27 protein-coding genes and 5 pseudogenes are annotated in these 26,986 nt (G+C 65.7%); 13 read left to right on the forward strand and 19 right to left on the reverse strand.

From position 1 onward, the window contains the following. Window positions 1-30: 30 nt before the first annotated feature. A pseudogene (locus tag PIB19_RS15745) lies at window positions 31-2,162 on the forward strand (transglycosylase domain-containing protein). A gap of 49 nt (window positions 2,163-2,211) precedes the next feature. Here the strand turns inward: PIB19_RS15745 and PIB19_RS15750 are convergent. Genes PIB19_RS15750 through PIB19_RS15760 form a run of 3 tightly spaced genes read right to left on the reverse strand, consistent with a single transcriptional unit; the run spans window position 2,212 to window position 3,910 of the window. Further along, on the reverse strand, window positions 2,212-2,895 hold the full coding sequence (locus PIB19_RS15750) for a M48 family metallopeptidase (protein ID WP_271238114.1): 684 nt from the start codon (window positions 2,893-2,895) through the stop codon (window positions 2,212-2,214). Next, window positions 2,892-3,326, reverse strand: a complete 435-nt coding sequence (locus tag PIB19_RS15755; RefSeq protein WP_056615464.1) for a YcgN family cysteine cluster protein — start codon at window positions 3,324-3,326, stop codon at window positions 2,892-2,894. Before PIB19_RS15755 ends, PIB19_RS15750 begins: the two co-directional genes overlap by 4 nt. Beyond that, window positions 3,323-3,910, reverse strand: a complete 588-nt coding sequence (locus tag PIB19_RS15760) for an SCO family protein (RefSeq protein ID WP_271238115.1) — start codon at window positions 3,908-3,910, stop codon at window positions 3,323-3,325. The genes PIB19_RS15755 and PIB19_RS15760 overlap by 4 nt, the downstream gene beginning before the upstream one ends. Window positions 3,911-3,993: 83 nt before the next feature. Here PIB19_RS15760 and PIB19_RS15765 point away from each other — a divergent pair, with 83 nt between their 5' ends. Beyond that, window positions 3,994-4,590: an ankyrin repeat domain-containing protein gene (locus tag PIB19_RS15765; protein ID WP_271238116.1), complete on the forward strand. Its 597-nt coding sequence runs from the start codon at window positions 3,994-3,996 to the stop codon at window positions 4,588-4,590. A 4-nt stretch (window positions 4,591-4,594) separates the two neighbouring features. Here the strand turns inward: PIB19_RS15765 and PIB19_RS15770 are convergent, their stop codons facing one another. The 11 genes and pseudogenes from PIB19_RS15770 to PIB19_RS15820 all read right to left on the reverse strand — a co-directional run bounded on the left by PIB19_RS15770 (window position 4,595) and on the right by PIB19_RS15820 (window position 11,715). After that, window positions 4,595-5,005: an MmcB family DNA repair protein gene (locus tag PIB19_RS15770; RefSeq protein WP_271241010.1), complete on the reverse strand. Its 411-nt coding sequence runs from the start codon at window positions 5,003-5,005 to the stop codon at window positions 4,595-4,597. A 120-nt stretch (window positions 5,006-5,125) separates the two neighbouring features. After that, window positions 5,126-5,686, reverse strand: coding sequence for a cell wall hydrolase (locus PIB19_RS15775; protein ID WP_271238117.1), 561 nt, complete (start codon window positions 5,684-5,686; stop codon window positions 5,126-5,128). Window positions 5,687-5,924: 238 nt separating this feature from the next. Beyond that, window positions 5,925-6,262 (reverse strand): annotated as a pseudogene (locus PIB19_RS15780) (DUF1491 family protein). Then, window positions 6,262-6,735: a PaaI family thioesterase gene (locus PIB19_RS15785; protein ID WP_271238118.1), complete on the reverse strand. Its 474-nt coding sequence runs from the start codon at window positions 6,733-6,735 to the stop codon at window positions 6,262-6,264. Before PIB19_RS15785 ends, PIB19_RS15780 begins: the two are co-directional and overlap by 1 nt. Then, complete coding sequence (locus tag PIB19_RS15790; protein WP_271238119.1) at window positions 6,722-7,192, reverse strand: PTS sugar transporter subunit IIA; 471 nt, start codon at window positions 7,190-7,192, stop codon at window positions 6,722-6,724. Before PIB19_RS15790 ends, PIB19_RS15785 begins: the two co-directional genes overlap by 14 nt. A 368-nt stretch (window positions 7,193-7,560) precedes the next feature. Beyond that, a complete protein-coding gene (gene hpf, locus PIB19_RS15795) occupies window positions 7,561-8,148 on the reverse strand; it encodes a ribosome hibernation-promoting factor, HPF/YfiA family (protein ID WP_271238120.1) in 588 nt (195 codons plus the stop codon). A gap of 57 nt (window positions 8,149-8,205) precedes the next feature. Then, window positions 8,206-8,898, reverse strand: coding sequence for a DNA polymerase III subunit epsilon (gene dnaQ, locus PIB19_RS15800; protein WP_271238121.1), 693 nt, complete (start codon window positions 8,896-8,898; stop codon window positions 8,206-8,208). A 6-nt stretch (window positions 8,899-8,904) separates the two neighbouring features. Then, on the reverse strand, window positions 8,905-9,498 hold the full coding sequence (coaE, locus tag PIB19_RS15805; RefSeq protein ID WP_271238122.1) for a dephospho-CoA kinase: 594 nt from the start codon (window positions 9,496-9,498) through the stop codon (window positions 8,905-8,907). Beyond that, window positions 9,495-10,304, reverse strand: a complete 810-nt coding sequence (locus PIB19_RS15810) for a shikimate dehydrogenase family protein (protein WP_271238123.1) — start codon at window positions 10,302-10,304, stop codon at window positions 9,495-9,497. The genes coaE and PIB19_RS15810 overlap by 4 nt, the downstream gene beginning before the upstream one ends. Further along, window positions 10,301-10,897 carry a Maf family protein gene (locus PIB19_RS15815; RefSeq protein WP_271238124.1) on the reverse strand — a complete coding sequence of 199 codons (597 nt, stop codon included), beginning with the start codon at window positions 10,895-10,897 and terminating at the stop codon, window positions 10,301-10,303. The genes PIB19_RS15810 and PIB19_RS15815 overlap by 4 nt, the downstream gene beginning before the upstream one ends. Beyond that, complete coding sequence (locus tag PIB19_RS15820) at window positions 10,894-11,715, reverse strand: pyruvate, water dikinase regulatory protein (protein WP_443018628.1); 822 nt, start codon at window positions 11,713-11,715, stop codon at window positions 10,894-10,896. Before PIB19_RS15820 ends, PIB19_RS15815 begins: the two co-directional genes overlap by 4 nt. A gap of 378 nt (window positions 11,716-12,093) precedes the next feature. Between PIB19_RS15820 and hemE the strand changes: the two genes are divergently transcribed. From hemE to PIB19_RS15845, 5 genes are all read left to right on the forward strand, one after another. Next, window positions 12,094-13,056: a uroporphyrinogen decarboxylase gene (gene hemE / locus PIB19_RS15825; protein ID WP_271241012.1), complete on the forward strand. Its 963-nt coding sequence runs from the start codon at window positions 12,094-12,096 to the stop codon at window positions 13,054-13,056. Window positions 13,057-13,078: 22 nt separating this feature from the next. Then, entirely contained in the window at window positions 13,079-13,531 is a 453-nt protein-coding gene (locus tag PIB19_RS15830) for a CopD family protein (RefSeq protein ID WP_271238125.1), read from the forward strand. 199 nt (window positions 13,532-13,730) lie between these two features. Beyond that, on the forward strand, window positions 13,731-14,987 hold the full coding sequence (gene rho, locus PIB19_RS15835; RefSeq protein WP_029936932.1) for a transcription termination factor Rho: 1,257 nt from the start codon (window positions 13,731-13,733) through the stop codon (window positions 14,985-14,987). 112 nt (window positions 14,988-15,099) lie between these two features. Next, the gene (locus PIB19_RS15840) at window positions 15,100-15,234 is read left to right on the forward strand and encodes a hypothetical protein (protein WP_271238126.1); all 135 of its coding nucleotides are present in this window, start codon (window positions 15,100-15,102) and stop codon (window positions 15,232-15,234) included. 44 nt (window positions 15,235-15,278) lie between these two features. Beyond that, complete coding sequence (locus tag PIB19_RS15845; protein ID WP_271241013.1) at window positions 15,279-15,965, forward strand: TerC family protein; 687 nt, start codon at window positions 15,279-15,281, stop codon at window positions 15,963-15,965. A 37-nt stretch (window positions 15,966-16,002) separates the two neighbouring features. Here the strand turns inward: PIB19_RS15845 and PIB19_RS15850 are convergent, their stop codons facing one another. Next, window positions 16,003-16,698, reverse strand: coding sequence for a dienelactone hydrolase family protein (locus PIB19_RS15850; RefSeq protein WP_271238127.1), 696 nt, complete (start codon window positions 16,696-16,698; stop codon window positions 16,003-16,005). Continuing rightward, the gene (locus PIB19_RS15855) at window positions 16,695-17,174 is read right to left on the reverse strand and encodes a methylated-DNA--[protein]-cysteine S-methyltransferase (RefSeq protein WP_271238128.1); all 480 of its coding nucleotides are present in this window, start codon (window positions 17,172-17,174) and stop codon (window positions 16,695-16,697) included. Before PIB19_RS15855 ends, PIB19_RS15850 begins: the two co-directional genes overlap by 4 nt. Before the next feature lie 50 nt (window positions 17,175-17,224). Between PIB19_RS15855 and PIB19_RS15860 the strand changes: the two genes are divergently transcribed. From PIB19_RS15860 to PIB19_RS15885, 6 genes and pseudogenes are all read left to right on the forward strand, one after another. Next, window positions 17,225-17,455: a DUF6489 family protein gene (locus tag PIB19_RS15860; RefSeq protein ID WP_029936938.1), complete on the forward strand. Its 231-nt coding sequence runs from the start codon at window positions 17,225-17,227 to the stop codon at window positions 17,453-17,455. Between the two features lies 1 nt (window position 17,456). Then, a pseudogene (mnmE, locus tag PIB19_RS15865) lies at window positions 17,457-18,740 on the forward strand (tRNA uridine-5-carboxymethylaminomethyl(34) synthesis GTPase MnmE). A 57-nt stretch (window positions 18,741-18,797) separates the two neighbouring features. Beyond that, window positions 18,798-20,630 carry a tRNA uridine-5-carboxymethylaminomethyl(34) synthesis enzyme MnmG gene (gene mnmG, locus PIB19_RS15870; RefSeq protein ID WP_271238129.1) on the forward strand — a complete coding sequence of 611 codons (1,833 nt, stop codon included), beginning with the start codon at window positions 18,798-18,800 and terminating at the stop codon, window positions 20,628-20,630. Further along, window positions 20,627-21,247, forward strand: a complete 621-nt coding sequence (rsmG, locus tag PIB19_RS15875) for a 16S rRNA (guanine(527)-N(7))-methyltransferase RsmG (RefSeq protein WP_271238130.1) — start codon at window positions 20,627-20,629, stop codon at window positions 21,245-21,247. The genes mnmG and rsmG overlap by 4 nt, the downstream gene beginning before the upstream one ends. After that, window positions 21,244-22,026, forward strand: a complete 783-nt coding sequence (locus PIB19_RS15880; protein WP_271238131.1) for a ParA family protein — start codon at window positions 21,244-21,246, stop codon at window positions 22,024-22,026. Before rsmG ends, PIB19_RS15880 begins: the two co-directional genes overlap by 4 nt. Continuing rightward, window positions 22,023-22,909: pseudogene (locus tag PIB19_RS15885) on the forward strand (ParB/RepB/Spo0J family partition protein). Before PIB19_RS15880 ends, PIB19_RS15885 begins: the two are co-directional and overlap by 4 nt. Here the strand turns inward: PIB19_RS15885 and holA are convergent. The 3 genes and pseudogenes from holA to leuS all read right to left on the reverse strand — a co-directional run bounded on the left by holA (window position 22,906) and on the right by leuS (window position 26,933). Continuing rightward, complete coding sequence (gene holA / locus PIB19_RS15890) at window positions 22,906-23,922, reverse strand: DNA polymerase III subunit delta (RefSeq protein WP_271238132.1); 1,017 nt, start codon at window positions 23,920-23,922, stop codon at window positions 22,906-22,908. The pseudogene PIB19_RS15885 and the gene holA sit on opposite strands and share 4 nt — an antisense overlap. Continuing rightward, window positions 23,919-24,449, reverse strand: a complete 531-nt coding sequence (gene lptE, locus PIB19_RS15895; protein ID WP_271238133.1) for an LPS assembly lipoprotein LptE — start codon at window positions 24,447-24,449, stop codon at window positions 23,919-23,921. Before lptE ends, holA begins: the two co-directional genes overlap by 4 nt. After that, window positions 24,446-26,933, reverse strand: a pseudogene (gene leuS / locus PIB19_RS15900) (leucine--tRNA ligase). Before leuS ends, lptE begins: the two are co-directional and overlap by 4 nt. Window positions 26,934-26,986 lie beyond the last annotated feature (53 nt).

The raw sequence follows: 26,986 nt of genomic DNA on the forward strand, positions 1-26,986 counted from the left end.
CCGCAGCTTTAGGGCTTAACCACCGCTTCGATGGCTTCCAGAAAACCGAAAACCGCTCGCTCGAAATCCTGGTGGCGCACCGGATCCGGATGGAAGCGTCTCGCCTTGTGGACGCTGATCGCCGGAGTAACGGTCGGCCTCATCGCGGCAGTCGCGCTTGGGATCGCAGTCTATTCGACCCGCAATTCGCTGCCGAGCTATGACGAGCTCAAATCCTCGCCCAACGGCCAGATGATCCGCGTCCACGCCGCCGACGGTACTGTCTTGGTGTCGCTTGGGCCGAGCTATGGCGAGTGGATCAAGTACGACCAGATCCCGCAGGTGATGAAGGACGCGATCGTCGCGGTCGAGGATCGGCGCTTCGAATCGCACTGGGGCGTCGATCCGGTCGGCGTAGCGCGCATGTTCTGGCGCGCAAAGGAGCTTCACGAGCAGGGGCGGCGCTTGCAGGGCGGATCGACGATCACCCAGCAGGTGGCGCGGACGATCTTCCTGTCGAACAAATACGATCTCGGCCGCAAGATGCGCGAAGGTGTCCTCGCGCTCGCGCTCGAACGGAAATTCTCGAAAGAGCAGATCCTCGAACTCTATCTCAACAAGGTGTATTTCGGCGGCGGCGCCTATGGCATCGACGCGGCGAGCCGCAAGTTCTTCGGCCATTCCGCCAGCGAACTGAACCTCGCCGAGGCCGCGGTGATCGCGGGCCTCGTCAAGGCGCCGTCGCATTATTCGCCGACCGCCGATGCCGAGGCTGCGGTGCAGCGCGCGAGCGTGGTGCTCGACCTGATGGCCGAGACCGGCAAGATCAGCCGCGCCACCGCGGCGGCGACCGATCCGCGCAGCGTCAAGCTCGCCCCGAGCCGCGGCAGAACAGCGTGCGCTATTTCACCGACTGGGCGCTGCCCCAGCTCGAAATGCTGATTGACGAGAGCGAGGCGCCGCTGGAGGTGTGGACCACGCTCGACCTCGACATGCAGCGCGCCGCCGACGAGGCGATCCGCAAGAACGCGCCGGGCAACGCCCAGGGCGCCCTGGTCAGCCTCGACCGCGACGGCTCGGTGCGCGCGATGGTCGGCGGCAAGGACTATGTCGCCTCGATCTACAACCGCGCGACCCAGGCGACGCGCCAGCCGGGATCGGCATTCAAGCTGTTCGTCTATCTCGCCGCGCTCGAGGCGGGGCACAAGCTCGACGACACCGTGGTCGACGAGCCGGTGACGATCAACGGCTGGAGCCCGCGCAACAATTCGGGGCGCAATTCGGGCCCGGTCTCGCTGCGCACCGCCTTCGCCTATTCGCTCAACACGATCGCGGCGAAGCTCGGGCAGGAAGTCGGTTTCGCCACGGTGGCGAGCATGGCGCGGCGCTTCGGCATCACCACGCCGATCAATACCCAGCCGGCGATGGTGCTCGGCACCTCGAACGTGCGGCTGATCGACATGACCCGCGCCTTCGCCTCGGTGGGGCAGAAGGGCGTGGCGGTCACGCCTTATGGCATCACCCGCGTCACCGCGAACGGCGCGGTCATCTACCAGCACGAAGTCGATACCAGCCATGTGCTGGTCGCGCCCTATGTCGCCGCGCAGATGACCGACCTGCTCCAGACCGCGGTCGCCGCGGGCAGCGGCCGCGCCGCGCAGATCGGCCGCCCGGTCGCGGGCAAGACCGGCACCACCACTTCCAACAAGGATGGCTGGTTCATCGGCTTTTCGAGCGGGCTCACCACCGGCGTGTGGATGGGCCGCGACGATGCCAAGGTCGTCCCCGGGCTGCAGGGCGGCACCGCGCCTGCGCGCGCCTTTGCCGCGTTCATGACCAAGGCTGTGGCGAAGCGCCCGGTCGAGCAGTTCGAAACGCAGGTCACCTTGCCCGAATGGCAGCTCGAGCCCGAGGACAATGCCTATTACACGCCTGACAACGGCATGTTCGTCGACGAGGACGGCAATCCGCTGCCCGTCGACCAGCAGCCGCGCAGCGACGGCACCGAGGAGCAGACGGCCCCCGACGAACGGCTGGATCAGGACTGGATCGACCGGATGACCGGAGGCGCCCCACCGGCGCCGTCGGGACCGACTCGCACCCAGCCGCCACCCCGCGACGATCGCCGCCAGCCGCAACCGGCCGAACGGGTACCGCCGCGCGACAATCCGGACGGATTCTGAGGTTAAAATCCTCCCTCGCGCAGCGGGGAGGATTTGCTTATCAGCCTGTTTAAGCTGGTAGCCCCTGGCGCCCCACCCAGTGCAAGGACGAGCCGTTGCGGCGGAGCCATTCGCGGGCAGGGCCAGGATCGGCTTCGTAGAGTTCGGCGACCAGCCGGTGGAAGACCGGCGAATGATTCATGTGGATGCGGTGCGCGACTTCGTGCGCGACGGTCGCGCGGCGGACGAAATCGGGCGCGAGAATCAGCCGCCAGCTGTAGCGGATCGCGCCCGACGAGGCGCAGCTTCCCCAGCGGCCGCGCGGATCCCCCACCGACACGCGCGTGACGATAACGCCTGCCCGCGCGGCATATTCGGCGGTCTCGGCGCTGAGCACGCGCAGCGCTTCGGCGCGCAGCCAGCGCTCGACGCGGCGCTCGAGCCCCTCACGCGGACCGCCGCAGATCAACCGGTCGCTCTCCAGCTTCGGAGTGCGCGGCGCAGAGGGTGCGGAGACGATCTCGATCTCGCGGCCGGCCAGCGGAAAATACGCGCCCGGCGCCAGCGGCCGCATTTCGGGAAGCCGCGCCTGCTGAGCGGCGATCCACCCGCTCTGCGCCTCGGCCCAGGCGAGCCCCTTCTTGAGCGACGCCCGCGGCGGCAGCGTCAGCCGGATCCGTCCGTCGCGCGGATCGACCGCCAGCCGCATGCAGCGCGCCCGCGCGTGTCGGACGACTTCGATTCCACCGCTCAAAGCTCGCGGTCCACCAGATGGTGCTCGAAATCCCCGGCATCGTCCTCGGAGATCGTCCAGCCGCGCGTCGACTGGCCGGCCGCGTGCACTGCCTCAGGGTCGCCGCACACCAGATAATGCCATTCGGGCAATTGCTCGCCCGCGGCGCGCAGCCGATAGGCGCAGGTCGAGGGCAGCCATTCGATGCCGGCGACGTTGTTGGCGTTCAGCCGCACGCATTCGCTGACATAAGCGTGGCGGTGGCGATAATCGCTGCACCGCCCCATCCGGCGATCGAGCAGCCGGCAGGCGACATTGGTCGCGTGCAGCTCGCCGGTCTCCTCGTCTTCGAGCTTGTGGACGCAGCATTTGCCGCAACCGTCGCACAAAGCCTCCCACTGGGCGCGATCGAGCTTCGCGAGAGGCACATCTTCCCAGAAGCGCGCGCTCATCGGACCCAGTGCTTCACTTGCCCGGCAATCGCCTGCCCGTCCTTGTCGATCGGCAGCGACGTGATCGGCTCGCCCTTCGGCCCCATCAGGAAGGCGACGGCGAGGTGATCGACCATATAGCCGCCGCCGGGCCCGGGCGGCTGCTTCTTGAAATAGACGGCATAGCTCTTGGCGACCGCCGCGATCGCCTGCGGGCTGCCGGTGAGGCCGACGATCCCTGGGTGGAAGTTCGCTACGAACTGCTTGACCGCAGCCGGCGTGTCGCGCTCGGGATCGACGGTGATGAAGATCGGCACGACCTTGGCAGCGACGCGCGGGGCTTCCTTGTCGAGGATCTTCATTGCCTGGCCGATCTTGGCCATGTCGGTCGGGCAGACGTCGGGGCAATAGGTGTAGCCGAAATAGACGATGCGATATCGGCCGGCGAAATCGCTGTCGCGCACCGTCTTGCCATTCTGGTCGATGAGCGTGAACGGCCCGCCGATCCGCGCGCCGGCGAGCGGCGGCTCCTCGGGCTTGGCGGTACCGCAGCCGGCAAGCGGGATCGCGCAGAGCAAAGCGAGGGCTGGAAACATCCTGTACATGGCGCCGCCAGCCATGATCTGTTAGTCGAGCGCTTGCAAGAACGGGGTTCAGTGAGGGGTTCAGCCGCATCATGGGTTTTCGTGTGTTCCGCGTAGCCGCCGTCGCCGCATTGGCGCTCACTGCGGTCCCTGCCGTCGCGCAGCAGTTTTCGGACGGCTATGAATTCCTCAAGGCCATCCGGGATGCGGATGGGCCCAAGGTCAACAAGTTCCTGCTCGATCGCTCGCTGCGCATCGTCAACACCAAGGAGCGTGGCAGCGGCGAGGGTGCACTGCACATCGTCGCCAAGCGCTCGGATGCGCTCTATCTGCGCGCATTGCTCCAGGCCGACGACGTCAACCCCAATCTCCAAGACGCCCGCGGCAACACTGCATTGATCTTCGCGATCGAGCAGAATTGGAGCGAGGGCGTCGGGATCCTCATCAAGTACCGCGCCAATGTGAACCTCGCCAACAGCGCCGGCGAGACACCGCTGATCCGCGCGGTGCAGATGCACAATGCCGATATCGTCCGCCAGCTGCTCGACGCCAAGGCCGATCCCGATCGCGCCGATTATGGCAGCGGCAAATCGGCACGCGATTATGCACGTGAAAACACGCGCTACCCCAACATCGCCAAGTTGCTCGCCGATGCGCCAAAGGCAGGGGCGAAGGCCGCCGGATCCGGCCCCAAGCTCTAGGCGATCAGAAGACCTGCTCGGCCTCGGGATCGAGCAGGTGGATCACGCGGCGCGCCGAACGGCGCGCGAAGGCCAGCGTGCATTTCTTGCGCGTCGGGCTGGCGAGCGGCACCGTGGCCGCCTCACGCACCACCGCCGCATCATAGCGATCGGCGACGATCAACCCCGCGCGCTGGGGCAGGAACCCCTCCTGCTCGAACGGCCGCAGGTCGAACCCCGTCGGCACCGCCCAGAAGAAGCGATCGCAATGCGCGAGATAGTCGGTCCATTTGCCGTCGCCGAGCAGATCGGCACGCGACACCTTGATCTCGACGATCAGGATGTTGCCGCGCGCATCGAGCGCCATCAGATCGGCGCGGCGGCCGCCGTCGAGCGGGACTTCGGCGATCGCGACGCAATCGTGGCGAAGCAGCATCCGCGTCACGCCGCGGGCGACTTCGCTCGCCACCAGGGGAGCATCGGATGGCAAAACAGCCGGGAGGTCATCCCCGGCTGTTAGAACATTTCACGAACGCGGGAAAGTCCCGCGCCGAAATCAGCGATAGAAAATGTGATTGCCGACCGTGGCGACGCGCGCGCGCGCCCAGCTCGGCTTCACATAGCGCGCGTGAAAATAGAGCGCGTTCTCGGCCGGGCTGTCCCACAGATCCTGCTGCGCGACCTTGGCGACGCCGAGCGCCTTGCGCCACTGGGCGTTCGCCGGCGGAGTCGGCATCTTGCCGCCACGCACGAACGAGAACTGGCCGCGCTGGGTGATCACCGAGCAGATCGACTTAGGGAAGCGGCCCGATTTGGTGCGGTTGATGATGACGTCGGCAACGGCGAGCTGGCCCGCGAGCGGCTCGCTCTTCGCCTCGTAATAGACACCGACCGCAAGGCAGTTGAGCTCGGCATCGGCGCCGGCGCCACCCTCATGCGCGGCAACCGCGGCGGAGAGAGACGCGAAATCCTGATCTTCCTTGAGCGCCGCCTCGGGGAGGGGCTGCACGATCTCGCCGTCCTGCTTCAGAACCGGCTGCGCCACGATCGTCGGCGCGGGAACAACGTGGTGTTCCTGAGTGTTGACTGCCTGAACCGGAGCCTCCTGGCTCACCATGTTCGCGTCAAGCGTGGCTGCATTCGCAAGTGCGCCAGCGCAAAAGTCACAGCCGCGAAAGTCGCGGCGCGTGGCATGAACTTCATTATGCTTCAATATTATGCGGTTGGCGCGCGACAGACCGTCAACAAACCTGGTCTGCCGGGCTTCCCCCGACTGCGTAACCGCCCGGTCTCACACCCCGATCGGCACAACGCTATGGAACGTCTGCCGCCTTTCCCCGCGCGGGCGTGCAATGTCAATCAATGTTAAACGTTTCAGCGGCGAAGCGTTCGGCGTCTGCGATATCCAGTTCGATCACCCATAGATCCGGGTCGGAACCGCGGCGGCGCTGCCAATAGGCCGCGACCTCCTGCTCATCGGTGGATTCACGCGGGCCGGACGCGATCAGCGCCGGGACACCCTTTGGACCAATTCCGCGCTCGAAGAAGCGTGGATTTGTGCCTTTTGGTACGTCAGGACGAGGATACCGCCTGCGGTCGGGTCACCTTTGGCGAGTATCATCGCCGATCCGCCCGCCTGATCCACGCGTCTCCTCAGCGCACTCACCAGCGTCGCGCTGGTCAGCCGCGTCATCACGCGGTCCGATAGCCGGGGAGCGAGGCGAGCGGAATCCGCGAGCGCATGAAGGTGCCGGTGCCACGCGCCGCCTCCTCGCCGCTCGCGTCGATCAGCCGCGCCTCGGCGACGAACACCCGGCGCTGTCCGCTCACCCAGCGCCCCTCGGCGATCACCGGGCCTTCGCCCAAGGGCTTGGTGAAGAGCAGGTTGAATGCAGTGGTGAGCAGGAAGCGATCGGTGACGAGGCTGTTCGCGGCATAGAAAGCGGCATCGTCGAGCATCTTGAAATAGCTCGTGCCGTGCGCGGCGCCGGCGGCGTGGAAATAGCGCGAATCGATATGGAACCGGATCCGGGCGACTCCGCCCTCGGCGATTTCGAGCGCCGATTCGAACAGCCGGTTGATCGGCGCGGCGGCATAGAGCGATTCGAGCGCGCGGAAATGCGCCTCGGCGCCCCGTGGCTGAGGGCGAGGTTCAGGCGGCGTCACGCGTCTCCACGCCGACGAGCAATGCGAACAGCGCGTCATCCGAGCCCGCGCCGCGCAACTTGGCGGCGAAATTGCGGTCGCGAAGTTTCCGCGACACGCAGGCGAGTGCCTTGAGATGCTCGGCACCCGCGCCCGTCGGCGAGAGCAGCATGAACACCAGATCGACCGGCAGATCGTCGATCGCGGCGAAGTCGATCGGCTGGTTGAGCCGCACGAACACGCCCGCGACATGCCTGATCCCGTCCAATTTGCCGTGCGGAATCGCGATTCCACCGCCGAAACCGGTCGAGCCGAGCTTCTCGCGTTCGCCCAGCCGCTCGGTCACCAGCTTGGCGTCGACGCCGTAAGCGCGCGCCGCGGCGGCGCCGAGCTGCTGGAACAATGTCTTCTTGTTTGCAGCGCCCAGGCCGGCAAGCACTGCCTCGGGCGTCAGCAAATCGCTGAGTTCGGTGGTCATCGGTTGTCCAAATGCGTCCGCCCCCGGGCGGGCTCTCCTTTAGGCCTCGTATTCCCTGCCCGCAACGGCCGGGATCGTCCGGAGACGATGGTCAGGCCGCCATGTCCCCGGACATGGCTGAAGCTGCCGGGGGCAGCTTCACCTGACCATCTGGCAAGGAGCTCGCGCAGCGCGGGCTGGTGGGCCCGTGCAAGCGGGCTGACGCAGTCCAGCGTTCGTCTCCGGGCGACCGCGAAGCGGCGGGCGGCTTTCGGCGCACAGCCACGTCATTCGTCGGTCACGATGACACCGCATCGCTCCCTCCTCATTCCTCCCTGTGCGCCGAAATTCGCTCCGTCACGGCCATTGCGGGCAGGGAATACGAGGCCTCAGGCCTGAGTGCGGTTCGGCTCAACCCAGCCGATCGTCCCGTCGCCGCGGCGATAGACCATGTTGTGGGTTCCGGTCGCGGTGTTGCGGAACAGCAATGCGTTGGTGTGCCGCAGGTCGAGCATCATCACTGCGTCGGAAACCGTCGCCTCGGGCACGTCGACGCGCGTCTCGGCGATGATCAGCGGGGCTTCGGAGGGCTCCTCCTCGGGAGCCGGCTCTTCGAACAACGTGTAGCCGGCATTGTCGTAGGCGCCGTTCTCGGCGAACGCATTGACGGTGCCGTTCTGCCGGTCCTTGAGCCGGCGAGTATAGCGGCGGAGCTGCTTGTCGATGCGATCGGCGGCGCCGTCGAACGCGCCATTGGCCTCCATCCCCGAATTCGAGGATTTGAGCACCAGCCCCTGCATTACGTGCATGACGATGTCGCACGTGAAGCCATTGTCGTGCGGCCCCTTGCCGAACGTGGCCTGCGACGAGATGGCGCGAGAGAAATATTTGTCGGCGATACCCTGGAGTCGTTCGGTGACCAGCGTCTTGAGCGCTGCGCCGGTTTCGACCTGATGGCCAGAGACTCGGATATCCATGACATTACCTCCGCTTCAAAATGAGGTCGCTCCGACACGCGTATCGGCCGAACCCGGTCAACCGGATGCCGCCGATACCCAGAGCGGGTCCTCCAACTTCTGGACAAAGGCTGCGTGGCGCTCAAGTTCCACGGCCGATGGCGCAAAATGCCGGGCAGGTCGCACATGGACCCGGTTGGCGGCCTCGGCGGGCGTCTCGCGCATCACCGGCGCGTCGACCGCGAGGCCCAAAGTGATCTGCCGCCCGCCAGTCAGCTCGACATAGACCTGTGCCAGCAGCTGTGCGTCGAGCAATGCGCCGTGGAGCGTGCGCGCGCTGAGGTCGATTCCGTAGCGCGTGCACAGGGCGTCGAGCGTGTGCTTGGCGCCGGGATGCTTGACCCGCGCGATCGCGAGTGTGTCGACCATCCGGCCGTGATCGATCAGCGGACGCCCGCAGCGGCTGAGCTCTCCGTTCAGGAACGAGAAGTCGAACCCCGCATTATGCGCAACCAGTGGGCAATCGCCGAGAAATTCGATGAGGTCCTCGACCACATCATGGAAAAGCGGCTTGTCCGAAAGGAAGCGCGCGCTCAGCCCGTGGACGCGTTCGGCCTCTGGCGGCATGTCGCGCTGGGGGTTGATATAATGGTGCAGATGGCGGCCCGTGGGGACCCGGTTGACCAATTCGATGCAGCCGATCTCGACCAGCCGGTCTCCGCCCGCGAAGCTGAGCCCCGTCGTTTCGGTATCGAACACGATTTCGCGCATTCCGCCTTATCCTCCCCTGGGCGCGGCTAGGCAAGTGAGGACGTGGCGCACCTGCGCACGCGTTTCCTCCAGCGGGCCATCGGTGGAAATCACGAAATCGGCGCGGGCGCGTTTTTCGGAATCGGAGAGCTGGCGGTCGAGAATCGACTCGAAGCGTTCGACGCTCATTCCCGGCCGCGCGAGCACCCGGGCGCGCTGGACTTCGGGCGGTGCCGAGACGACGACGATCTTGTCGACCGCCGCCCAACCGCCCGCCTCGAACAGCAAAGGCACGTCGAGCACCACCATCGGCGCCGAGGCATTGGCGGCGAGAAACGCGTCGCGCGCGCGGGCAACCGCCGGATGGACCAGGGCCTCGAGGCGCGCGAACGCGGCCTCGTTGCCGAACACGGCTTCGCGGAGCGCGGTGCGATCCACGCCCTGCGCGCCGGTCGTGTCCGGAAACGCCGCTTCGATCACCTCGACCAGCGCGCCGCCGGGGCCCTGCAGTTGATGGACGGTCTCGTCGGCGTCGAACACCGGCACACCTTGGTCGGCGAACATCTGCGCGACGGTCGACTTGCCCATGCCGATCGACCCGGTGAGGCCGATCGTGATCATTTCGCCAGCAGGTCCCGCAGCTCGTCGTCGCGTTCGCGCGGCGGCTCGGCCTCGAAGAACAATTCGAACGCCAAAGCGGCCTGGCCGATCAGCATGTCGAGCCCGTCCACCGTGTCGAGCGCGCGCGCCCGCGCCTGTGCGAGCAAGGGCGTCTCGAGCGGCGTATAGACGATGTCATAGACCACTGCGTCCGCCGGCAGCGGCGCAAGATCGAGATCGAGCGGCGGCTGGCCGACCATCCCCAACGCGCTGGCATTGACCAGCAGGTCGGCGGGCGGGAGCGGACTGCCCAGCGGCACTGCGTCGCCCTTGATCCCGAAGCTCGACAACAATGCCGCGGCCTTGAGCACGTTGCGATTGAGGATCGTCACGCGGCCGATTCCGACCTTCGAAAGCGCGAACAGGATCGCGCGCGCGCCGCCGCCCGCCCCGATCACCACGGCGTGCCTGCCTTCGAGATCGAGCCCCGCGATCGGCGCGTAGAATCCGCCGGCATCGGTATTGGTGCCGATCAGCGCCCCGTCGCCGGCGCGCACCACCGTGTTGATCGCACCGATCGAACCGCGGACGTCGCCGCGATCCTCGACATGGTCGAGCGCCGCCTGCTTGTGCGGGATGGTGATGTTGGTCCCGCGCCAGGCGGGATCGGCGCGGCGCGCATCGAAATAGCCGGCGAGCCCCTCGGGCGTGACATGCATGGCGCGATATTCGGCGTGGATGCCCAGCGCCTGCAGCCAGAAGCCGTGAATCAGCGGCGATTTGGAATGCGCGATCGGATCGCCGATCACTTCGGCATAGGGCGTCATGACGTCAAAATTCCCCGGACGCGCAGATAATCGAGCAGTGGCAGCATCGGCATTCCCAGGATGGTGAAGTGGCTACCCTCGGTACGGCTGAACAGCTGTACGCCCGGCCCTTCCATCCGGTAGCAACCGACGCAGCCGCCGATCGCGGGCCATTCCCGGTCGAGATATTCGGCGATGAAGCCTTCCGACAATGTCCGGACGTGCATCCGCGCGCGATCGACATGCCGCCACACGCCGCGACCGCCCTCGGCGATCACCGCGGCGCTGTAGAGATCGTGGTGCCGGCCCGACATCATCCGGAGATGCTCGGCCGCATTCTCGCGGCTGACCGGCTTGTCGAGCAGGGTGCCGTCGTCGAGCGCGACCACCGAATCGCAGCCGAGCACCAAAGCGCCCGGGGCCATCCGCGAAACCTTGAGCGCCTTCAATTCGGCGAGCGCGTCTGACAGGTCGCGCGCGGAAATCCCGCCCGCGATCAGCGAGTCCTTCGCCGAAGCCTCGTCGACCTGCGCCGCGACCGCTTCATGCGGCACGCCGGCCGCATCGAGCATTGCCCGGCGCGACGCGCTTTGCGAGGCGAGGATCAGATTCATGCGTCCTTCTCCCGCAATGTCCGCTCGTTGCAGAGCTGGATGATCGCAGCAGCCGTCTCTTCGATCGAACGCCGCGTCACGTCGATCACCGGCCAGCCATTGTCGGCGAACATGCGGCGGGCATAAGCGATCTCGCGCTGGACCGAATCCTGATCGACATAAGCGGTCTCGGGGCTCTGGTTGAGCGAGAGCAGCCGGTTGCGGCGGATCTGGACGAGCCGGTCGGCACTGGTGGTGAGCCCGACGACCAGAGGATGCTTGAGTCCGAACAGCTCCGGCGGCGGCGGCGATTCGACCACGACCGGAATGTTGGCGGTCTTGTAGCCGCGATTGGCGAGGTAGATCGACGTCGGCGTCTTGGACGAGCGCGACACGCCGGCGAGGACGATGTCGCATTCCTCCCAATCCTCGGCACCGATGCCGTCGTCATGCGCCATGGTGAACTGGATCGCGTCGACGCGCGCGAAATAGGCTGCGTCCAGCGTGTGCTGCCGCCCCGGCCGGGCCTTGGCTTCCTGTCCGAGCAGATTGGAGAGCGCATGGCTCACCGGATCGAGCGGTGCGATCGCCGGCAGCCCCATTGCCCGGCAGCGGGTCTCGAGCGTGCGGCGGACATCGTTGTTGACCAGCGTGAAGATCACCAGGCCCGGATTCTGGGCGATCTCCTCGAGGATGCGCTCGAGATGCGCTTCGCTGCGCACCATCGGCCAGAAATGGCGCAGCGTCTCGACATCGTCGAACTGCGCCAGCGCCGCCTTGGCGATATTCTCCAGCGTCTCGCCGGTGGAGTCCGAGAGAAGGTGGAGATGGAGCCGCATCAGGCCGTGCGTGAATCTGTGGAGAACATAATGGACAGCCGCTAGCGCAACCACGCGCAGCGGCCAAGCGCGCGAAAACCGGGCTCCGGCTCGCGATTCTTCCACAATCCCGTCCCCAGCCCCCGGTTCCGGCCCACAGGCTGTGAAAAGCGGGGACATGGAAGCCGAATCCGAGGGATGCCGTGGGGATGACGGAGTCAATCTGTTGGCAATTTGCGGGTGAGTGCCTAAGCCCCGGCTTCCACGCCCCTACTATCTCCAACAACCCTTAGATTCTTCTCTTATAGAATTAGGATAGAGGCCCTGACTTCCCTGTCCCCCAAGCCCCTGCTCGCGACTTTGAAGGGCGAGAAGCAGTCAATTCCGCCGATCTGGCTGATGCGCCAGGCGGGCCGCTACCTCCCCGAATATCGGGCGTTACGGGAGGAGAAAGGCGGCTTCCTCGCGCTCGCGATGGACAGCGACGCGGCGGCCGAGATCACGCTGCAGCCGATCCGCCGCTTCGGCATGGACGGTGCGATCCTGTTCTCCGACATTCTGATCGTGCCGATGGCGCTGGGGCAGGATCTCTGGTTCGAAACCGGCGAAGGCCCGCGGCTCGCACCCACGATCACCGCCCGCGATGTGCTGGAGGGCCTCCAGACGAACGCAGGAGTACTGGAACCGGTCTACGGCACCGTCCGCAAGGTAGCGGCGCTCTTGCCCCCTGAGACCAGTTTCCTCGGCTTCGCAGGCAGTCCCTGGACCGTCGCGACCTACATGATCGCCGGGCAGGGCAGCCGCGAGCAGGCCGAGGCGCGCCGCCTTGCTTATCGCGATCCCGCATTGATGCAGGCACTGGTCGACCGCATTGCCGATTGCACGATCGACTATCTGCTCGGCCAGATCGCGGCGGGGGTCGAGGCGGTCCAGTTGTTCGACAGCTGGTCGGGCAGCCTTTCGCCTGCGCAATTCGAGCAATGGGTGATCGCCCCCACCGCGCGCATCGTCGCGGCGTTGCACCAGCGCGCGCCAGGTGTGCCGGTGATCGGTTTCCCCAAGGGCGCTGGCGGCAAGCTCCCTGCGTATGCCCGTGAGACGGGCGTCGATGCGATCGGTGTCGACGAGACCGTCGATCCGGTCTGGGCGCATGCCTCGCTGCCCGCGAAACTGCCGGTACAAGGCAATCTCGATCCGCTCGCGCTCATTGCCGGCGGCGCGACGCTCGACACCGCGATCGACCGGATTCTCGCCGCTTTCGCCGAACGCCCACATGTGTTTAATCTCGGTCACGGTATCCTGCCCGACACGCCGATCGCGCATGTCGAGCAGCTGCTGGTGCGGGTGAGGATGGAAAAGTGACCGCCCGCGAGCGGAGGCGAGCATGACTGGATTTCTGGGTGGGGCCTATCTCTGGGTCAAGGCCTTTCACATCATCTTCGTGATCTTCTGGATGGCCGGCCTGTTTCTGCTGCCGCGCTATCTCGTCCATCACCAGGAAACGCTCGGTACCCCGCAGGCCGCCGATTGGGAAAAACGCGAAGCCTTGCTCCGCCGCACGATCCTCGTGCCCTCGATGGCGATCGTCTGGCTACTCGGGCTTGCGCTCGCCGCCAATTTCGGACTGTTCGACGGCGAGCCCGGGCTCGGCTGGCTCCATGCCAAGCTGTTGCTGGTGATCGCGCTCAGCGGATATAATGGCTGGGCGGTCGGCTATTCGAAGAAGCTGGCCAAGGGGCAGGGCAGTCTCTCGCCGCGCCGGCTGCGCATGCTCGGTGAGATTCCCGCGCTGGCCGTCGTGCTCATCGTCGTGCTCGTGGTGGTCAAGCCGTTCTAATTTTGCGGCGGCTCCGCGGTTTCAGCAATATTCCTGCGCGTAAATCGTTGCGATGGCCGTTGACTTGACGAAGGCCCACACCTAATTCGCACATCAGACCGGACGCTCCTCGGGCGACGGTTCCCTCCTTCAGCATCGCCACTCGTGCGCATCCGCCGACCGACGCTCTCCCCATAGCTTCCCAGCATCCGGACTCCCCATGCACCTCAAGGAACTCAAGAAAACCCCGCCCGCAGAATTGGTCAGCATGGCCGAAGAGCTGGGCGTCGAAAGCGCGTCGACATTGCGCAAGCAGGATCTGCTGTTCGCAATCCTCAAGGCCCAGGCCGAGAATGGCGAGCAGATCATGGGCGAAGGCACGATCGAAGTGCTGCCCGACGGGTTCGGCTTCCTGCGCAGCCCGCAGGCCAATTATCTCGCCGGACCCGACGACATCTATGTCTCGCCCAACCAGGTCCGGAAATTCGGCCTGCGGACCGGCGACACGGTCGAAGGCGAGATCCGCGGACCCAAGGACGGCGAGCGCTATTTCGCGCTGACTCGCCTGGTCTCGGTCAATTTCGACGATCCCGATGCGGTTCGTCACCGCGTCAATTTCGACAATCTCACCCCGCTCTATCCCGAGAGCAAGCTGACGCTCGACACGCTCGATCCGACGATCAAGGACAAGTCGGCGCGGGTCATCGACATCGTCGCGCCGCAGGGCAAGGGCCAGCGCGCACTGATCGTCGCGCCGCCGCGCGTCGGCAAGACGGTGCTTCTCCAGAACATTGCCCGCGCGATCACCGAGAACCACCCTGAGGTGTTCCTGATCGTGCTGCTCATCGACGAGCGGCCCGAGGAAGTCACCGACATGCAGCGCAGCGTGAAGGGCGAGGTCATCTCCTCGACCTTCGACGAGCCGGCGCAGCGCCACGTGCAGGTCTCCGAGATGGTGATCGAAAAGGCCAAGCGCCTCGTCGAGCACAAGAAGGACGTGGTGATCCTGCTCGATTCGATCACGCGTCTCGGCCGCGCCTACAACACCGTGGTGCCCAGCTCGGGCAAGGTGCTGACCGGCGGCGTCGACGCCAATGCGCTCCAGCGGCCCAAGCGCTTCTTCGGTGCCGCGCGTAACATCGAGGAGGGCGGTTCGCTCTCGATCATCGCCACGGCGCTGATCGACACCGGCAGCCGCATGGACGAAGTCATCTTCGAAGAGTTCAAGGGCACCGGCAACTCGGAAATCGTCCTCGACCGCAAGGTTGCCGACAAGCGCATCTTCCCGGCGCTCGATGTCGGCAAGTCCGGCACCCGCAAGGAAGAGCTGCTCGTCGACAAGAACAAGCTCTCCAAGATGTGGGTGCTGCGCCGCATCCTCATGCAGATGGGCACGATCGATGCGATGGAGTTCCTGCTCGACAAGATGAAGGACTCGAAGACCAACGAGGACTTCTTCGACAGCATGAACCAGTAATCCGCAGTGCGACCTGCGGCATGCTGTCGCAGGCCTCGCACAAAGACGGTCGGCTCCGTCTCGATCGAGGCTCCTCGCGCGGAGCGCGTGGGCGGACCTATATCTGCTTTGCGTGGTTTGGACCGATATCGCCGCACATCGCGACGGTTTCCGCGTGGCGACGCGTTATCAGGGCTGGCGCAGGCTGCTTCACGGCTTCTATGAGCCGATTCCGGTGGTCGAATATTTCGGGGAGTCGATCGTTTGAGCCTGTTCGCATTGCTGTCCGCCGCCGCCTCCGCAGCAGGCGGAATGGGATCTCCGCTGGATATCTGGCACCACATCGTCGCCGACTTCTCGAACATCACCGAGCCGGCAGCGCTCGCGGCGTTCGGGTCGGTGCTGATGATCGACCTGGTCCTTGCCGGAGACAATGCGATCGTCGTGGGAGCGCTCGCCGCGGGCCTTCCCGCCGAGCAGCGCAAGAAAGTCATCCTGATCGGCATCGGCGCCGCGCTGATCCTGCGCATTTTCTTCGCGCTGATCGTCAGCTGGCTGATGGGCATCGTCGGGTTGATCTTCGCCGGCGGGCTGCTGTTGCTCTGGGTGAGCTGGAAGTTCTGGCGCGAGATCCGGCACATGGGCGAGAGCCCAGGTTCCGAGGAGATCCACGGCGACGAACGCTCGGGCGTCCGTTCCGCGCGCAGCTTCGCCGGTGCGGCCTGGGCAGTCGCCATCGCGGACGTTTCGATGAGCCTGGACAACGTCCTCGCCGTCGCCGGCGCGGCGCGTGAGCATCCCGGCATCCTCGTGGTCGGGCTGCTGCTCTCGGTTGCCTTGATGGGCCTCGCGGCCAATTTCATCGCCAAGCTGATCGATCGCTATCGCTGGATCGCTTATATCGGCCTCGCGGTGATCGTCTTCGTCGCCTTCCGGATGATCTACGAAGGCTGGGTCGGCACGCACGAGACGCCGGGGATCATCACCTTCTTCGGCTGAGGTGTCTCGCGGACGCGGGAATGACGAAGGCGGGCTGTCAGCTCAGATGCTCGGCGAAGAATGCGGCCGTCCGCGCGTCTGCCAGCTGCGCTGCGACCTCTGATCGGCGCTTGCCCATCTCCGCCGCGAAGCCATGATCCTCGCCGGGATAGTCGAACAAAGTCACCTTGGGATGGTCGTCGAGCCCTTCGTGCATCTTCGCCCGGACATCGGCGGTGACGAAATGATCGGCGCCGGCGATGTGGAGCAGCACGGGATTCGCGATCGCGTGTTTCTCGCCGAGCAGATTGTCGATGCCGACGCCGTAATAGCCGACGGTCGCGTCGGAATCGGTTCGCGTCGCGGTCATGAAAGCGAGGCGTCCGCCAAGGCAATAACCCACCGCGCCGACCTTACCCTTGCCGCCCAGTTTCGCCCGGGCAGCCTTTATCGTCGATTCGATGTCTTCGATGCCCTTGGTCTGATCGAACTTGTTCATCCAGCCGAGCGCTTGCTGGAATTGCTCGGGAATATCAGGATCGAGCTCGAGTTCAGGCTGCAGCCGCCAGAACAGATCGGGTGCGAATGCGAGGTATCCTTTCGCCGCCCAATCGTCGCATTTCTTGCGGATCCCCGGGTTCACACCGAAAATCTCCTGGATCACCACGATCGCGGCGCGCGGGGTGCCATCGGGTTCGGCGACATAGGCGCTGAAGCTGCCACTGCCGTCGCTCGCATCGATGCGCACCGTCATAGCAAGGTCCCTCTCGAATGCCGGCGCTCATGCTCGAGCAGCCAGGATTTGGTCTTGGGCCCGTCGCCGCCCGAATAATGACCGAGCGTGCCGCCGCTGCCAATTACGCGGTGGCAGGGGACGACGATCGGGAAGGGGTTGCGTGCGCAAAGCTGGCCGATCGCGCGCGGGCCCGACCCCAGTATTCGCGCCAGCGCCCCATAGCTCAGTGTATCGCCATAGCCGATCGCGATCAGTCCTGCGCGCAGCTCCTCCCCACGCGGCGTGCCGGCGGGGGTGAGCGGCAAGTCGAATATTTCCCGCTCCTTGGCGAACCATTGCTCGAGCTGCTCGACGGTCGCGCGCACGGCCGCAGTATTGCCCGGGGTTGGCGCGCCGTCGCCGCCGATCCGGATTCCGGTCAGCACTGTCTCATCGCCCTCGACCCGGATCGCTCCGATGGGCGTTGCGATCAGGGCGTGGTCGCGCGCATACATGGCGCAAGACTAGCAGCCGCCCGGCGGCCCGCGCAACGGAGACGGCGCCCATGAAGATCAATGTCGAAGTCGATTGCACGCCCGAGGAGGCGCGCCGTGCCATGGGGCTCCCCGATTTATCGCCGGTGCACGACCGCTATGTCCAGATGATGGTGGAAGCCATTGAAAAACAAGGGACTCCTGAAGGGTTTGCCGATATGATCCGCAATTGGGGACCGATGGGCGACGGCGCGATGAGCTTCTGGCGGACGATGTTCGAAAGCGGCAAGCAAAGCGGCTGAGATGGACACGATCTTTGCGGTGTCGAGCGGGTCGCCGCCCGCCGCCATCGCGATATTGCGCCTGAGCGGTTCGCGCGCGTTCGAAGCCGCGGCACTGTTGGCGCGCGATCTTCCCGCCCCGCGTCGGGCCGGGCTGCGGGCGCTGCGCGATCCGGCGACCGGGGAGTTGCTCGACCGTGGGCTCGTCTTGCTTTTCCGGGCCCCCGCAGCGCCAGCGGCGAGGATCTTGTCGAACTTCATCTTCATGGCGGTCGCGCGGTGGTCCGTGCGGTCGAGGCAGCGCTCGGCGCGCTCGAGGGCCTGCGCCCCGCCGAACCGGGCGAGTTCACGCGCCGCGCATTGCTCAACGGCCGGATGGACCTGAGTGAAGCGGAGGGGCTGGGCGATCTGCTGATGGCCGAGACCGAGGCGCAGCGCCGCGTTGCGGTCCGCTCGGCTGAGGGGCTGTCCGCCGCCAGGTCGAGGACTGGTCGCGCCGCCTGCTGATGCTCGCCGCGCAGGTCGAGGCGCAGCTTGATCACAGCGACGAGGATGATGTCGCGGGAGCGGACTCGCTGGCAGGGCTTCAGGAAGCGGCGGCGGCGCTGGCTGCGGAGATCAGGCAGGTCACTTCGCGGCCGCCGGTGGAGCGGCTCCGGGACGGCCTGCGCGTTGTGCTCGCCGGGCCGCCCAATGCCGGCAAGTCGACCTTGCTCAACGCGATGGTCGAACGCGACGCGGCGATTGTATCCCCATCGCCGGCACCACGCGGGATCGAATCGAGGCGCCCGTGGTGCGTGGCGGAACGGCATATCTGCTGATCGACACTGCCGGTCTCGCAGAAACGACCATGGACCCGATCGAGGCGATCGGCATCGATCGTGCGCGCGCCGCGCTGGAAGAGGCAGATATCCTGTTGTGGCTCGGTGATTCGCCGCCGCCCGCTCATCCCATGATGCTCTGGTTACATGCTCGCGCCGATCTTCCCGGGAGAGAGTCCGCAATGGGCCGAGACTTGGCGGTGTCGGCTGCTACCGGAGCGGGCATGGATTCGCTGTGGGAACGGCTCGATGTATTGGCCGCGAAGCTGTTGCCGCCGCCGGATCTGCTCGCGCTTAATCGTCGCCAATCCGATCTCGCCGCCGCTGCGGCCGATGCGCTAAGTCGTGCTGCGGCGCAACATGACACATTACTGGCGGCGGAGGAGTTGCGCACGGCGCGGCGCGCCTTCGATGCGATCACCGGAAGGGCGGGAGTCGAGGCGATGCTCGACTCGCTTTTCGCGCGCTTCTGCATCGGCAAATGAGATGTTCCACGTGGAACGTTTTTGACGTGAGGCGAACGAAGCTCTAGCAAACGCCGCATGCATTTCGATGTCATCGTGATCGGCGGGGGCCATGCCGGCACCGAGGCTGTGGCTGCGTCCGCACGCCGTGGCGCGCGGACAGCATTGCTGAGCTTCGATCTAACGAAGCTCGGTGCGATGTCGTGCAATCCGGCAATTGGCGGGCTTGGCAAGGGGCATCTTGTCCGCGAAGTCGATGCGTTCGACGGGCTGATTGCGCGCGCGGCCGACGCTGCCGGCATCCATTATCGGATGCTCAATCGCAGCAAGGGCACTGCGGTGCAGGGGCCGCGCGTCCAGGCCGATCGCGTACGCTACGCCGCGGCGATCCAGGCGATGCTCAAGGCACAGCCCAATCTGGCATTGATCGAGGGAGAGGCGGACGCGCTCGAACTCGCCGGTGGCCGAATCACCGGCGTGCGCCTTGCCGACGGCACCCTGCTCGCGGGCAACGCAGTGGTGCTCGCAACCGGCACATTTCTTGGCGGGCGAATCTATCGGGGTGAGGAGCGCGAGTTTGGAGGACGCGTAGGGGAGGCGTCGGCCACGCGGCTGGCCGAACAGCTCCGGGCATTGGCGCTTCCCATGGCGCGTCTCAAGACCGGTACGCCGCCGCGCCTAGACGGCCGTACGATCGATTGGGCGCGCGTCGCCGAACAGCCCTCGGACGACGATCCCTGGACGATGTCGCCGATTACCGCGAGCCGCGCACTGCCACAGCTGCATTGCGGCGTGACGCGCACCACCGAGGCGACTCACGACGCGATACGCAGTGGCCTCAGCCGCTCGCCGCTATTCACCGGCGCGATCGATGCGCAGGGGCCGCGTTACTGTCCCTCGATCGAGGATAAGATCCACCGCTTCGGTGATCGCGACGGCCATCAGATCTTCCTCGAACCCGAGGGGCTCGACACACCTCTGATCTATCCCAATGGCATGTCGACTTCGCTGCCGGTTGATGTCCAGGAGGCGATGGTTACATCGATACCAGGACTGGAGCGCACGCGCATCGTCACGCCCGGTTATGCAGTCGAATATGATTATATCGATCCCCGCGCGCTCGACGCGACTCTAGGATTGCCGAATATTCCTGGTCTCTACTTCGCGGGCCAGATCAACGGCACCACTGGATATGAGGAGGCAGCAGGGCAGGGCCTCGTCGCCGGGATAAACGCCGCAGCGCACGCCAGAAAGCTCGAGCCGCTGATCCTCGATCGCGCGACTTCCTATCTCGGGGTGATGGTCGACGACCTCGTCCTGCAAGGCGTCACCGAGCCTTATCGAATGCTCACTGCACGAGCCGAATTCCGTCTTCGCCTGCGCGCTGACAATGCCGAAACCCGGCTAGGGCAAATTGCGCATGATCTCGGGGTATTGGGTAGCGAGCGGACTACGCGTCACATGGCGCGTTGCGAAGCGCGTGAGGCGCTGGAGGAATTGTTCGCCGTACCGCTGACGGCTTCGGCGGTTTATGCCAAGGGCGCGCCCGTTGGTCTCGATGGCGCACGGCGATCGGCAAAGGAATGGCTTCGTTTCCCCGGCGTCGAGGTTGCCCATGTCGCTGAAGACTTGGGTGCCGACGGGCAACTTCTTGACGAGTTTGTCGAGGACGCTCGCTATGCTCCTTATCTTGAGCGGCAGCAGGCAGAGGTGGAGCAGCTTCGCGCCAATGATAATGTCCGCCTGAACGCCGATTTGAATTTCGCCGCCATTCCGGGGCTCTCCAACGAAATGGTCGAGAAGCTGACTTCCGCCCGTCCGGAAACGCTCGGTGCGGCTTCGCGTATTCGCGGCATCACACCGGCGGCGCTATCTGCGATTCTGCTTCACGCCCGGAAATCCGCAGCGTGACGGAAGACGAAGCTGGTGCCTGGATTCGAGAGCGTTTCGGTGTTTCACGTGAAACGCAGCTCGATCACTACGCGGCACTTTTGCGCGCCGAGGCCGCAAATCAGAACCTGATCGCGGCGTCCACACTCGACACACTCTGGGCTCGGCATTTCGTCGATTCGGCGCAGCTGGTTCCTCTCGCGAGCGACGCATCACGTGGAACGTGGCTGGATGTTGGCAGCGGAGCCGGGCTTCCCGGACTCGTCGCTGCCATCTTGCTCGACCGCCCGGTAGTGCTCGTCGAACCCCGCACGCGACGCGTCGAGTTTTTGCGGCACGTAGTTTCGGAACTCAGGTTGCCGCGCGTCACGGTGCAGCAGAGCAAGGTGGAGAGCTATCGTCCAACGAATCGCGCAGCGATCGTCTCTGCTCGTGCGGTGGCAGAACTCTCGCAACTGCTCGCGTCCACAGCACATTGCACAGATTCGTCCACAATCTGGTTGCTGCCCAAGGGCCAAAACGCCCAATCAGAGGTGGTAGCCGCGCAGACGAAATGGCAAGGTGTGTTCCACGTGGAACCAAGCATCACACAGCCGGATTCCGGTATCGTGGTGGCCCGAGGGGTGCGGCCCAGATGATCTGCATAGCGATCGCCAATCAGAAAGGCGGGGTGGGCAAGACCACTACCGCGATCAATGTCGGCACCGCGCTCGCCGCGACCGGCAAACGCGTCCTGCTGATCGATCTCGATCCGCAGGGTAATGCTTCGACGGGACTTGGCATCGGCCGCGCCGATCGCGCGCAGTCGAGCTACGACTTGCTCGTAAGTGCGCTCGACCTTGAGCAGGTCGCCATCGCCACCAAGGTGCCGCGGCTCGATATCGTGCCCGCCACGCAGGACCTGTCCGGGGCAGAGATCGAGCTGATCGAGTTCGAGGCGCGCACGCATCGCCTCGATGCAGCGATCAGCCGCCATGCCGCGCAGCGCTGGGACGTGGTGCTGATCGATTGCCCGCCTTCGCTCGGGCTGCTGACGATCAACGCGATGGTCGCCGCGCACGCGCTCCTCGTGCCGCTGCAATGCGAGTTCTTCGCGCTCGAGGGGCTGAGCCAGTTGCTCAGCACGATCGATCGCATCCGCAGCCGCTTCAATCCCGGCCTGTCGATCCTCGGCGTCGCGCTCACCATGTACGATCGTCGCAACCGGCTGACCGACCAGGTGGCCGATGATGTCCGCGCGGTGCTCGGCAAGGTGGTGTTCGAGACGGTGATCCCGCGCAACGTCCGCCTGTCCGAAGCGCCGAGTCACGGTATGCCGGCATTGATCTACGACTATCGCTGCGCCGGCTCCGAGGCGTATATCGCGCTAGCCCGCGAAGTGATCGAGCGTCTGCCCAAGCTCAGGAAGGCCGCATGACCGAACCCGCTCCCCGCAAACACGGCCTAGGTCGCGGCCTCAGCGCCTTGTTGGGTGATTCAGTCCCCGAGGCGCCGATCTCCGGCGCGGCGGAGACGAGCAGCACCCCCGGGCTGCGCACACTGCCGGTCAGCGCGATGGCGCCGCATCCCGGGCAGCCGCGCCGTCATTTCGACGAGGCCGCACTCGACGATCTCGCCGAATCGATCGCGGCGCGCGGGCTGATCCAGCCGATCGTCGTCCGCCCGCACGGCCACAGCTATCAGATCGTCGCTGGCGAGCGTCGCTGGCGCGCCGCACAGCGCGCCCGGCTCCACGAAGTCCCTGTCATCGTCCGCGAGCTCACCGATGCCGAGACGATGGAAATCGCGCTGGTCGAAAATATCCAGCGCGAGGATCTCAATGCGATCGAAGAGGCCGAGGCTTATGCCAGGCTGATCGGCGAGTTCGGCCATACGCAGGAAGCGCTCGGCCGGCTTGTGCACAAATCGCGCAGTCATGTCGCCAACCTGTTGAGATTGCTGGACCTTCCCCAGCCGGTCCGTCAGATGGTGGTCGAAGGCCTGATCGAGATGGGCCATGCCCGTGCCCTGATCGGCGCTCCCGATGCCGAGCGCCTCGCGCGCATCGTCGCCGAAAAGGGCCTGTCGGTCCGCGAGACCGAGAAGCTCGCGCGCGATGCCAAGCCGCCGTCGAAGCGCAGGAGTGGGGAGGGGCGTTCCGGGATGCGGATATCCAGGCGCTCGAACGCCAGCTCGGCGACGTCCTCGGCCTCAACGTCAAGATCGCGCATGGTGCGAGGGGCGGCAGCCTCACACTCGCTTATTCGACGCTCGATCAGCTCGACATGGTCTGCCAGCGGCTCACCGGCGAGCGTATCTAGCCCCGCGCCCGTGCCGCGGCGCGGGCAATAGCAGCGCATTCGGCCTCGGCGAGTACTTCCCCGGCGCTTCCCGAATGCATCAATGCGCGTTCGGCCTGGCGGACGCGGTCGATCGCGCGGGCGATCTGGCCCGCGTTCCAGCGCCGCAGTGCCCGCCCCGTCGCTGCCTTCTCGCGGAAGAAAACGCGATGTTTCTCAAGCACTTCATCAACGCTCGCGCCCTTGTCCATATCGCCGCGCAGCTCGGCCAGCGTCATCAACCGCCGCGCGAGCTGGCGCAGCAGCGGAATTGCAGTGCCGTCGCCCAGTTGCGCGAGCTCGGTGCCGACTTCGGCGACGCGCCCGTCGAGCACTGCCTCGATCGCGTGAAACAGTTCGGTATCCCCCAAATCGGCACCGATCGCGTCGAGCGCCGCCCCGTCGGCGTCGCGCGGCCGATCGGGCGCGGCGTCGAGGAACAGCGCCAGCTTCTCGATCTCGCGTGACAGGATCGCGCGGTCGCCCCCGGTTGCCGCTGCCATCCGCTGCGGCACGTCGCCGGTGAGACGCAGGCCGTGCTCGCGTGCGACGGTCGTCGCCAGCCGCGCCGCGTCGATCCCCTCGGGCACATAGCAGGCGAAGGTGAGCGCAGTGGGCGCCGCGATCGCGGTCTTGACCAATTTGCCGCTGGCCTTGAGCCCCGGTCCGATCGCAATCACCGGATTGCCGGCTTGCTCGGCGCCCAGCAGCAGCGCGACTGCCTCGCCGGCGCCTTCTTCCACGCCGGTGATCCGCACATAGCGCACGCCTCCGAACAGCGACATCGACGCTGCCTCGTCGGCGAGCCGCCCAGGCTGTTCGCGCAGAGCCTTCATGTCGAGATCGACGCGCTCGACTTCCGGCCCCAGCGCGCGTGCCAGCCGTTCGGCGAGCTCGGCCGCGCCCGATTCGTCGGGCCCGTGGAACAGATAGAGACGCGTCGCCGGATTGGGCTTGTCGACGGCGGCGCGGATCTGCGCCGCGCTGGCCTTCATTGCCCCGAAGCGCCTGCGCTGGCGGGCGCCGTCGCCGGCTTGCCGCCCGATTGCGCGAAGCGTGCCACGCGCGCGACGATCTGATCGGCGACGATCCCCGAGAGCCGCTCGAGTGCGGTCTTCTCGGCCGCGATCGTCGCATATTCGGATCCGACCACGTCGATGCCCGCGTCCGACCCCGCCGTCGCGTCGAGCACGACGCCGCCGGTGGAGAGATCGACCAGCTGATAGCGCGCGCGCAGCGTCCGCCGCTCGCGCGCGACGCTGTCGTCGCTGCGTACGCCGAGTCCAGCGATCGAATCGTCGAGCTGCACTTCGAGCCGATAACGTGGCGTCGTCTCACCCGCCTGCAGCCGGTCGCGCAGTGCGTTGGAGACCAGCCAGCCTGATTGGCCCTCGATCGGCGCAACCTGTACCGCTGCCAGCATGGTCTGCACCGGCCCGCCGGCCCCGCCGCTGTACAGCGGCTTGAGCCCGCAGCCCGAGAGCGCCAGCGCGCCTGCGCAGAGGAGCGCCGCGGCCCTCATGCGACGATGTTCACCAGTCGATCGGGAACGATGATCACTTTCCTCGGAGCCTTTCCTTCGAGCGACCGAACGATCTTCTCGGCGGCAAGTGCCGCCGCCTCGACGCTTTCCTTCGGCGCGCCCTTCGGCATTACCAGTGTATCGCGCAGCTTGCCATTCACCTGCACTGCGATCGTGACTTCGTCGTCGACGAGCAGCGCGGGATCCACGTCGGGCCACGGCGCGTCGGCGATCAGCCCGGCATTGCCCATCGCGGCCCAGGCCTCTTCGGCGAGGTGCGGTACCATCGGTGCGACGATCCGGACGATCGTGCGGATCGTATTGGTCCGCGAGGCCGACGGCTGCGCCTTCTCGACTGCGTTGACCAGTTCGTAGAGCCGCGCGACTGCCTTGTTGAAGGTCAGCGCCTCGATATCGCCGGCAACCCCCGCGATCGTGCGGTGCAGCCGCCGGTCGAGATCCTTGTCCTCGCCAGTTGCATCTTCCAGCCCGTCGAACAGCCGCCAGAGCCGCTGGACGAAGCGCCACGCGCCTTCGATGCCGTTCTCGCTCCATTCGAGATCGCGCTCGGGCGGACTGTCCGAAAGCATGAACCAGCGCACTGCGTCCGCACCGTATTGGTCAACGATCGGCTCGGGATCGACGGTGTTCTTCTTCGACTTGGACATCTTCTCGATGCGGCCGATTTCGGCGACATCGCCCGACGCGATCTCGACTACGCCGGCGCTGTCCTTGCGAATCTCCTCGGGCGAGAGCCAGCGCCCGTCCTGTGCCCTGTAGGTCTCGTGCGTCACCATGCCTTGGGTGAAGAGCCCTGCGAAGGGCTCGGCGATGTCGAGCTTGCCGATATGCTGGAGCGCACGCGTAAAGAAGCGCGCGTAGAGCAAGTGCAGGATCGCATGCTCGACTCCGCCGATATACTGGCCGACCGGCAGCCATTGCTCGGCCACTGCCTTGTCGAACGGCTTGTCGCTGGGCTGACTGGCGAAGCGGATGAAATACCACGACGAATCGACGAAAGTATCGAGCGTGTCGGTCTCACGGCTGGCAGGAGAGTCACATTTCGGGCAATCGACCTGCTTCCATGTCGGATGCCGGTCGAGCGGATTGCCGGGGACATCGAACGACACGTCCTCGGGCAGCACCACCGGAAGCTGCTCGCGCGGCACGCCCACCGGCCCGCACGATTCTGCAATGGATGATCGGGATCGGCGTGCCCCAGTAACGCTGGCGGCTGACGCCCCAGTCGCGCAAGCGCCATACGGTCGTCCCGGTACCCCAGCCACCTTCTTCCGCGCGCTGGATTACCGCGCGTTTGGCGTCGGCCACGTCCATGCCGTCGAGGAAGTGCGAATTCACCAGCGTGCCGGGGCCCGAATAGGCCTCGGCATCGTGGAATTCGGGCGCGGTTTTGTCTCCGTCGGAGACGACGCGGCGGATTCCCAAGCCATATTTGGTTGCGAACTCGAAATCGCGTTGGTCGTGTGCGGGCACGCCGAATACCGCGCCGGTGCCATAGTCCATCAGCACGAAGTTGGCGATATAGACCGGCAATTCCCAAGTAGTATCAAAGGGGTGTGCCGCACGCAGCCCGGTATCGAGGCCCAGTTTCTCCTGTGTCTCGAGTTCGGCTGCGGTCGTGCCGCCCTGCTTGCAGCGCTCGATGAACGCCTGAACTTGCGGATTGCCGGCGGCGAGCGCCTGCGCGATCGGATGGTCCGCCGCGATCGCGACGAAGCTCGATCCGAAGATCGTGTCGGGACGCGTCGTGAACACTTCGACGTCGCCGCCATCGCTAAGCGCGAACCGGAACCGCAGCCCCTCGCTCTTGCCGATCCAGTTCTCCTGCATCAGCTTGACCTTGTCCGGCCAATGCTCGAGCCCCTGGACACCGCTCAGCAACTCGTCGGCGAACTGCGTGATCTTCAGGAACCACTGGCTGAGCTTCTTGCGCTCGACCAATGCGCCCGAGCGCCAGCCGCGTCCGTCGATCACCTGTTCGTTGGCGAGCACGGTCATGTCGACCGGATCCCAGTTCACCGCCGATTCCTTGCGGTAAACCAGTCCGTTCTCGAAGAAATCAAGGAAGATCGCCTGCTCGTGCCCGTAATAATCGGGCTCGCAGGTTGCCAGCTCGCGCGTCCAGTCGAGCGCGAAGCCGAGCCGCTTGAGCTGCGCCTTCATCGTCGCGATGTTCTGGCGGGTCCAGCTGCCGGGATGGACCTTCTTTTCCATCGCGGCATTTTCCGCGGGCATGCCGAACGCGTCCCAGCCCATCGGATGGAGCACTTCCATGCCCTTCATCCGGCGGAAGCGCGCGAGCACGTCGCCCATCGTGTAGTTGCGCACATGTCCCATATGGATGCGCCCCGAAGGATAGGGGAACATCTCGAGGACGAACGACTTTGGTTTGGGCGAATCGTCGCGGGCGGCGAAGGTGCGGCGTTCTTCCCACGCCTTCTGCCACGCCGCGTCCGCCTTCAGGGGTTGAAGCGCGACAAGTTACAAACTTCCTCTGGCGGGAGCGGCTACAAGCG

This window comes from Sphingomonas sp. 7/4-4, assembly GCF_027941955.1.
Classification (GTDB): Bacteria; Pseudomonadota; Alphaproteobacteria; order Sphingomonadales; family Sphingomonadaceae; genus Sphingomonas.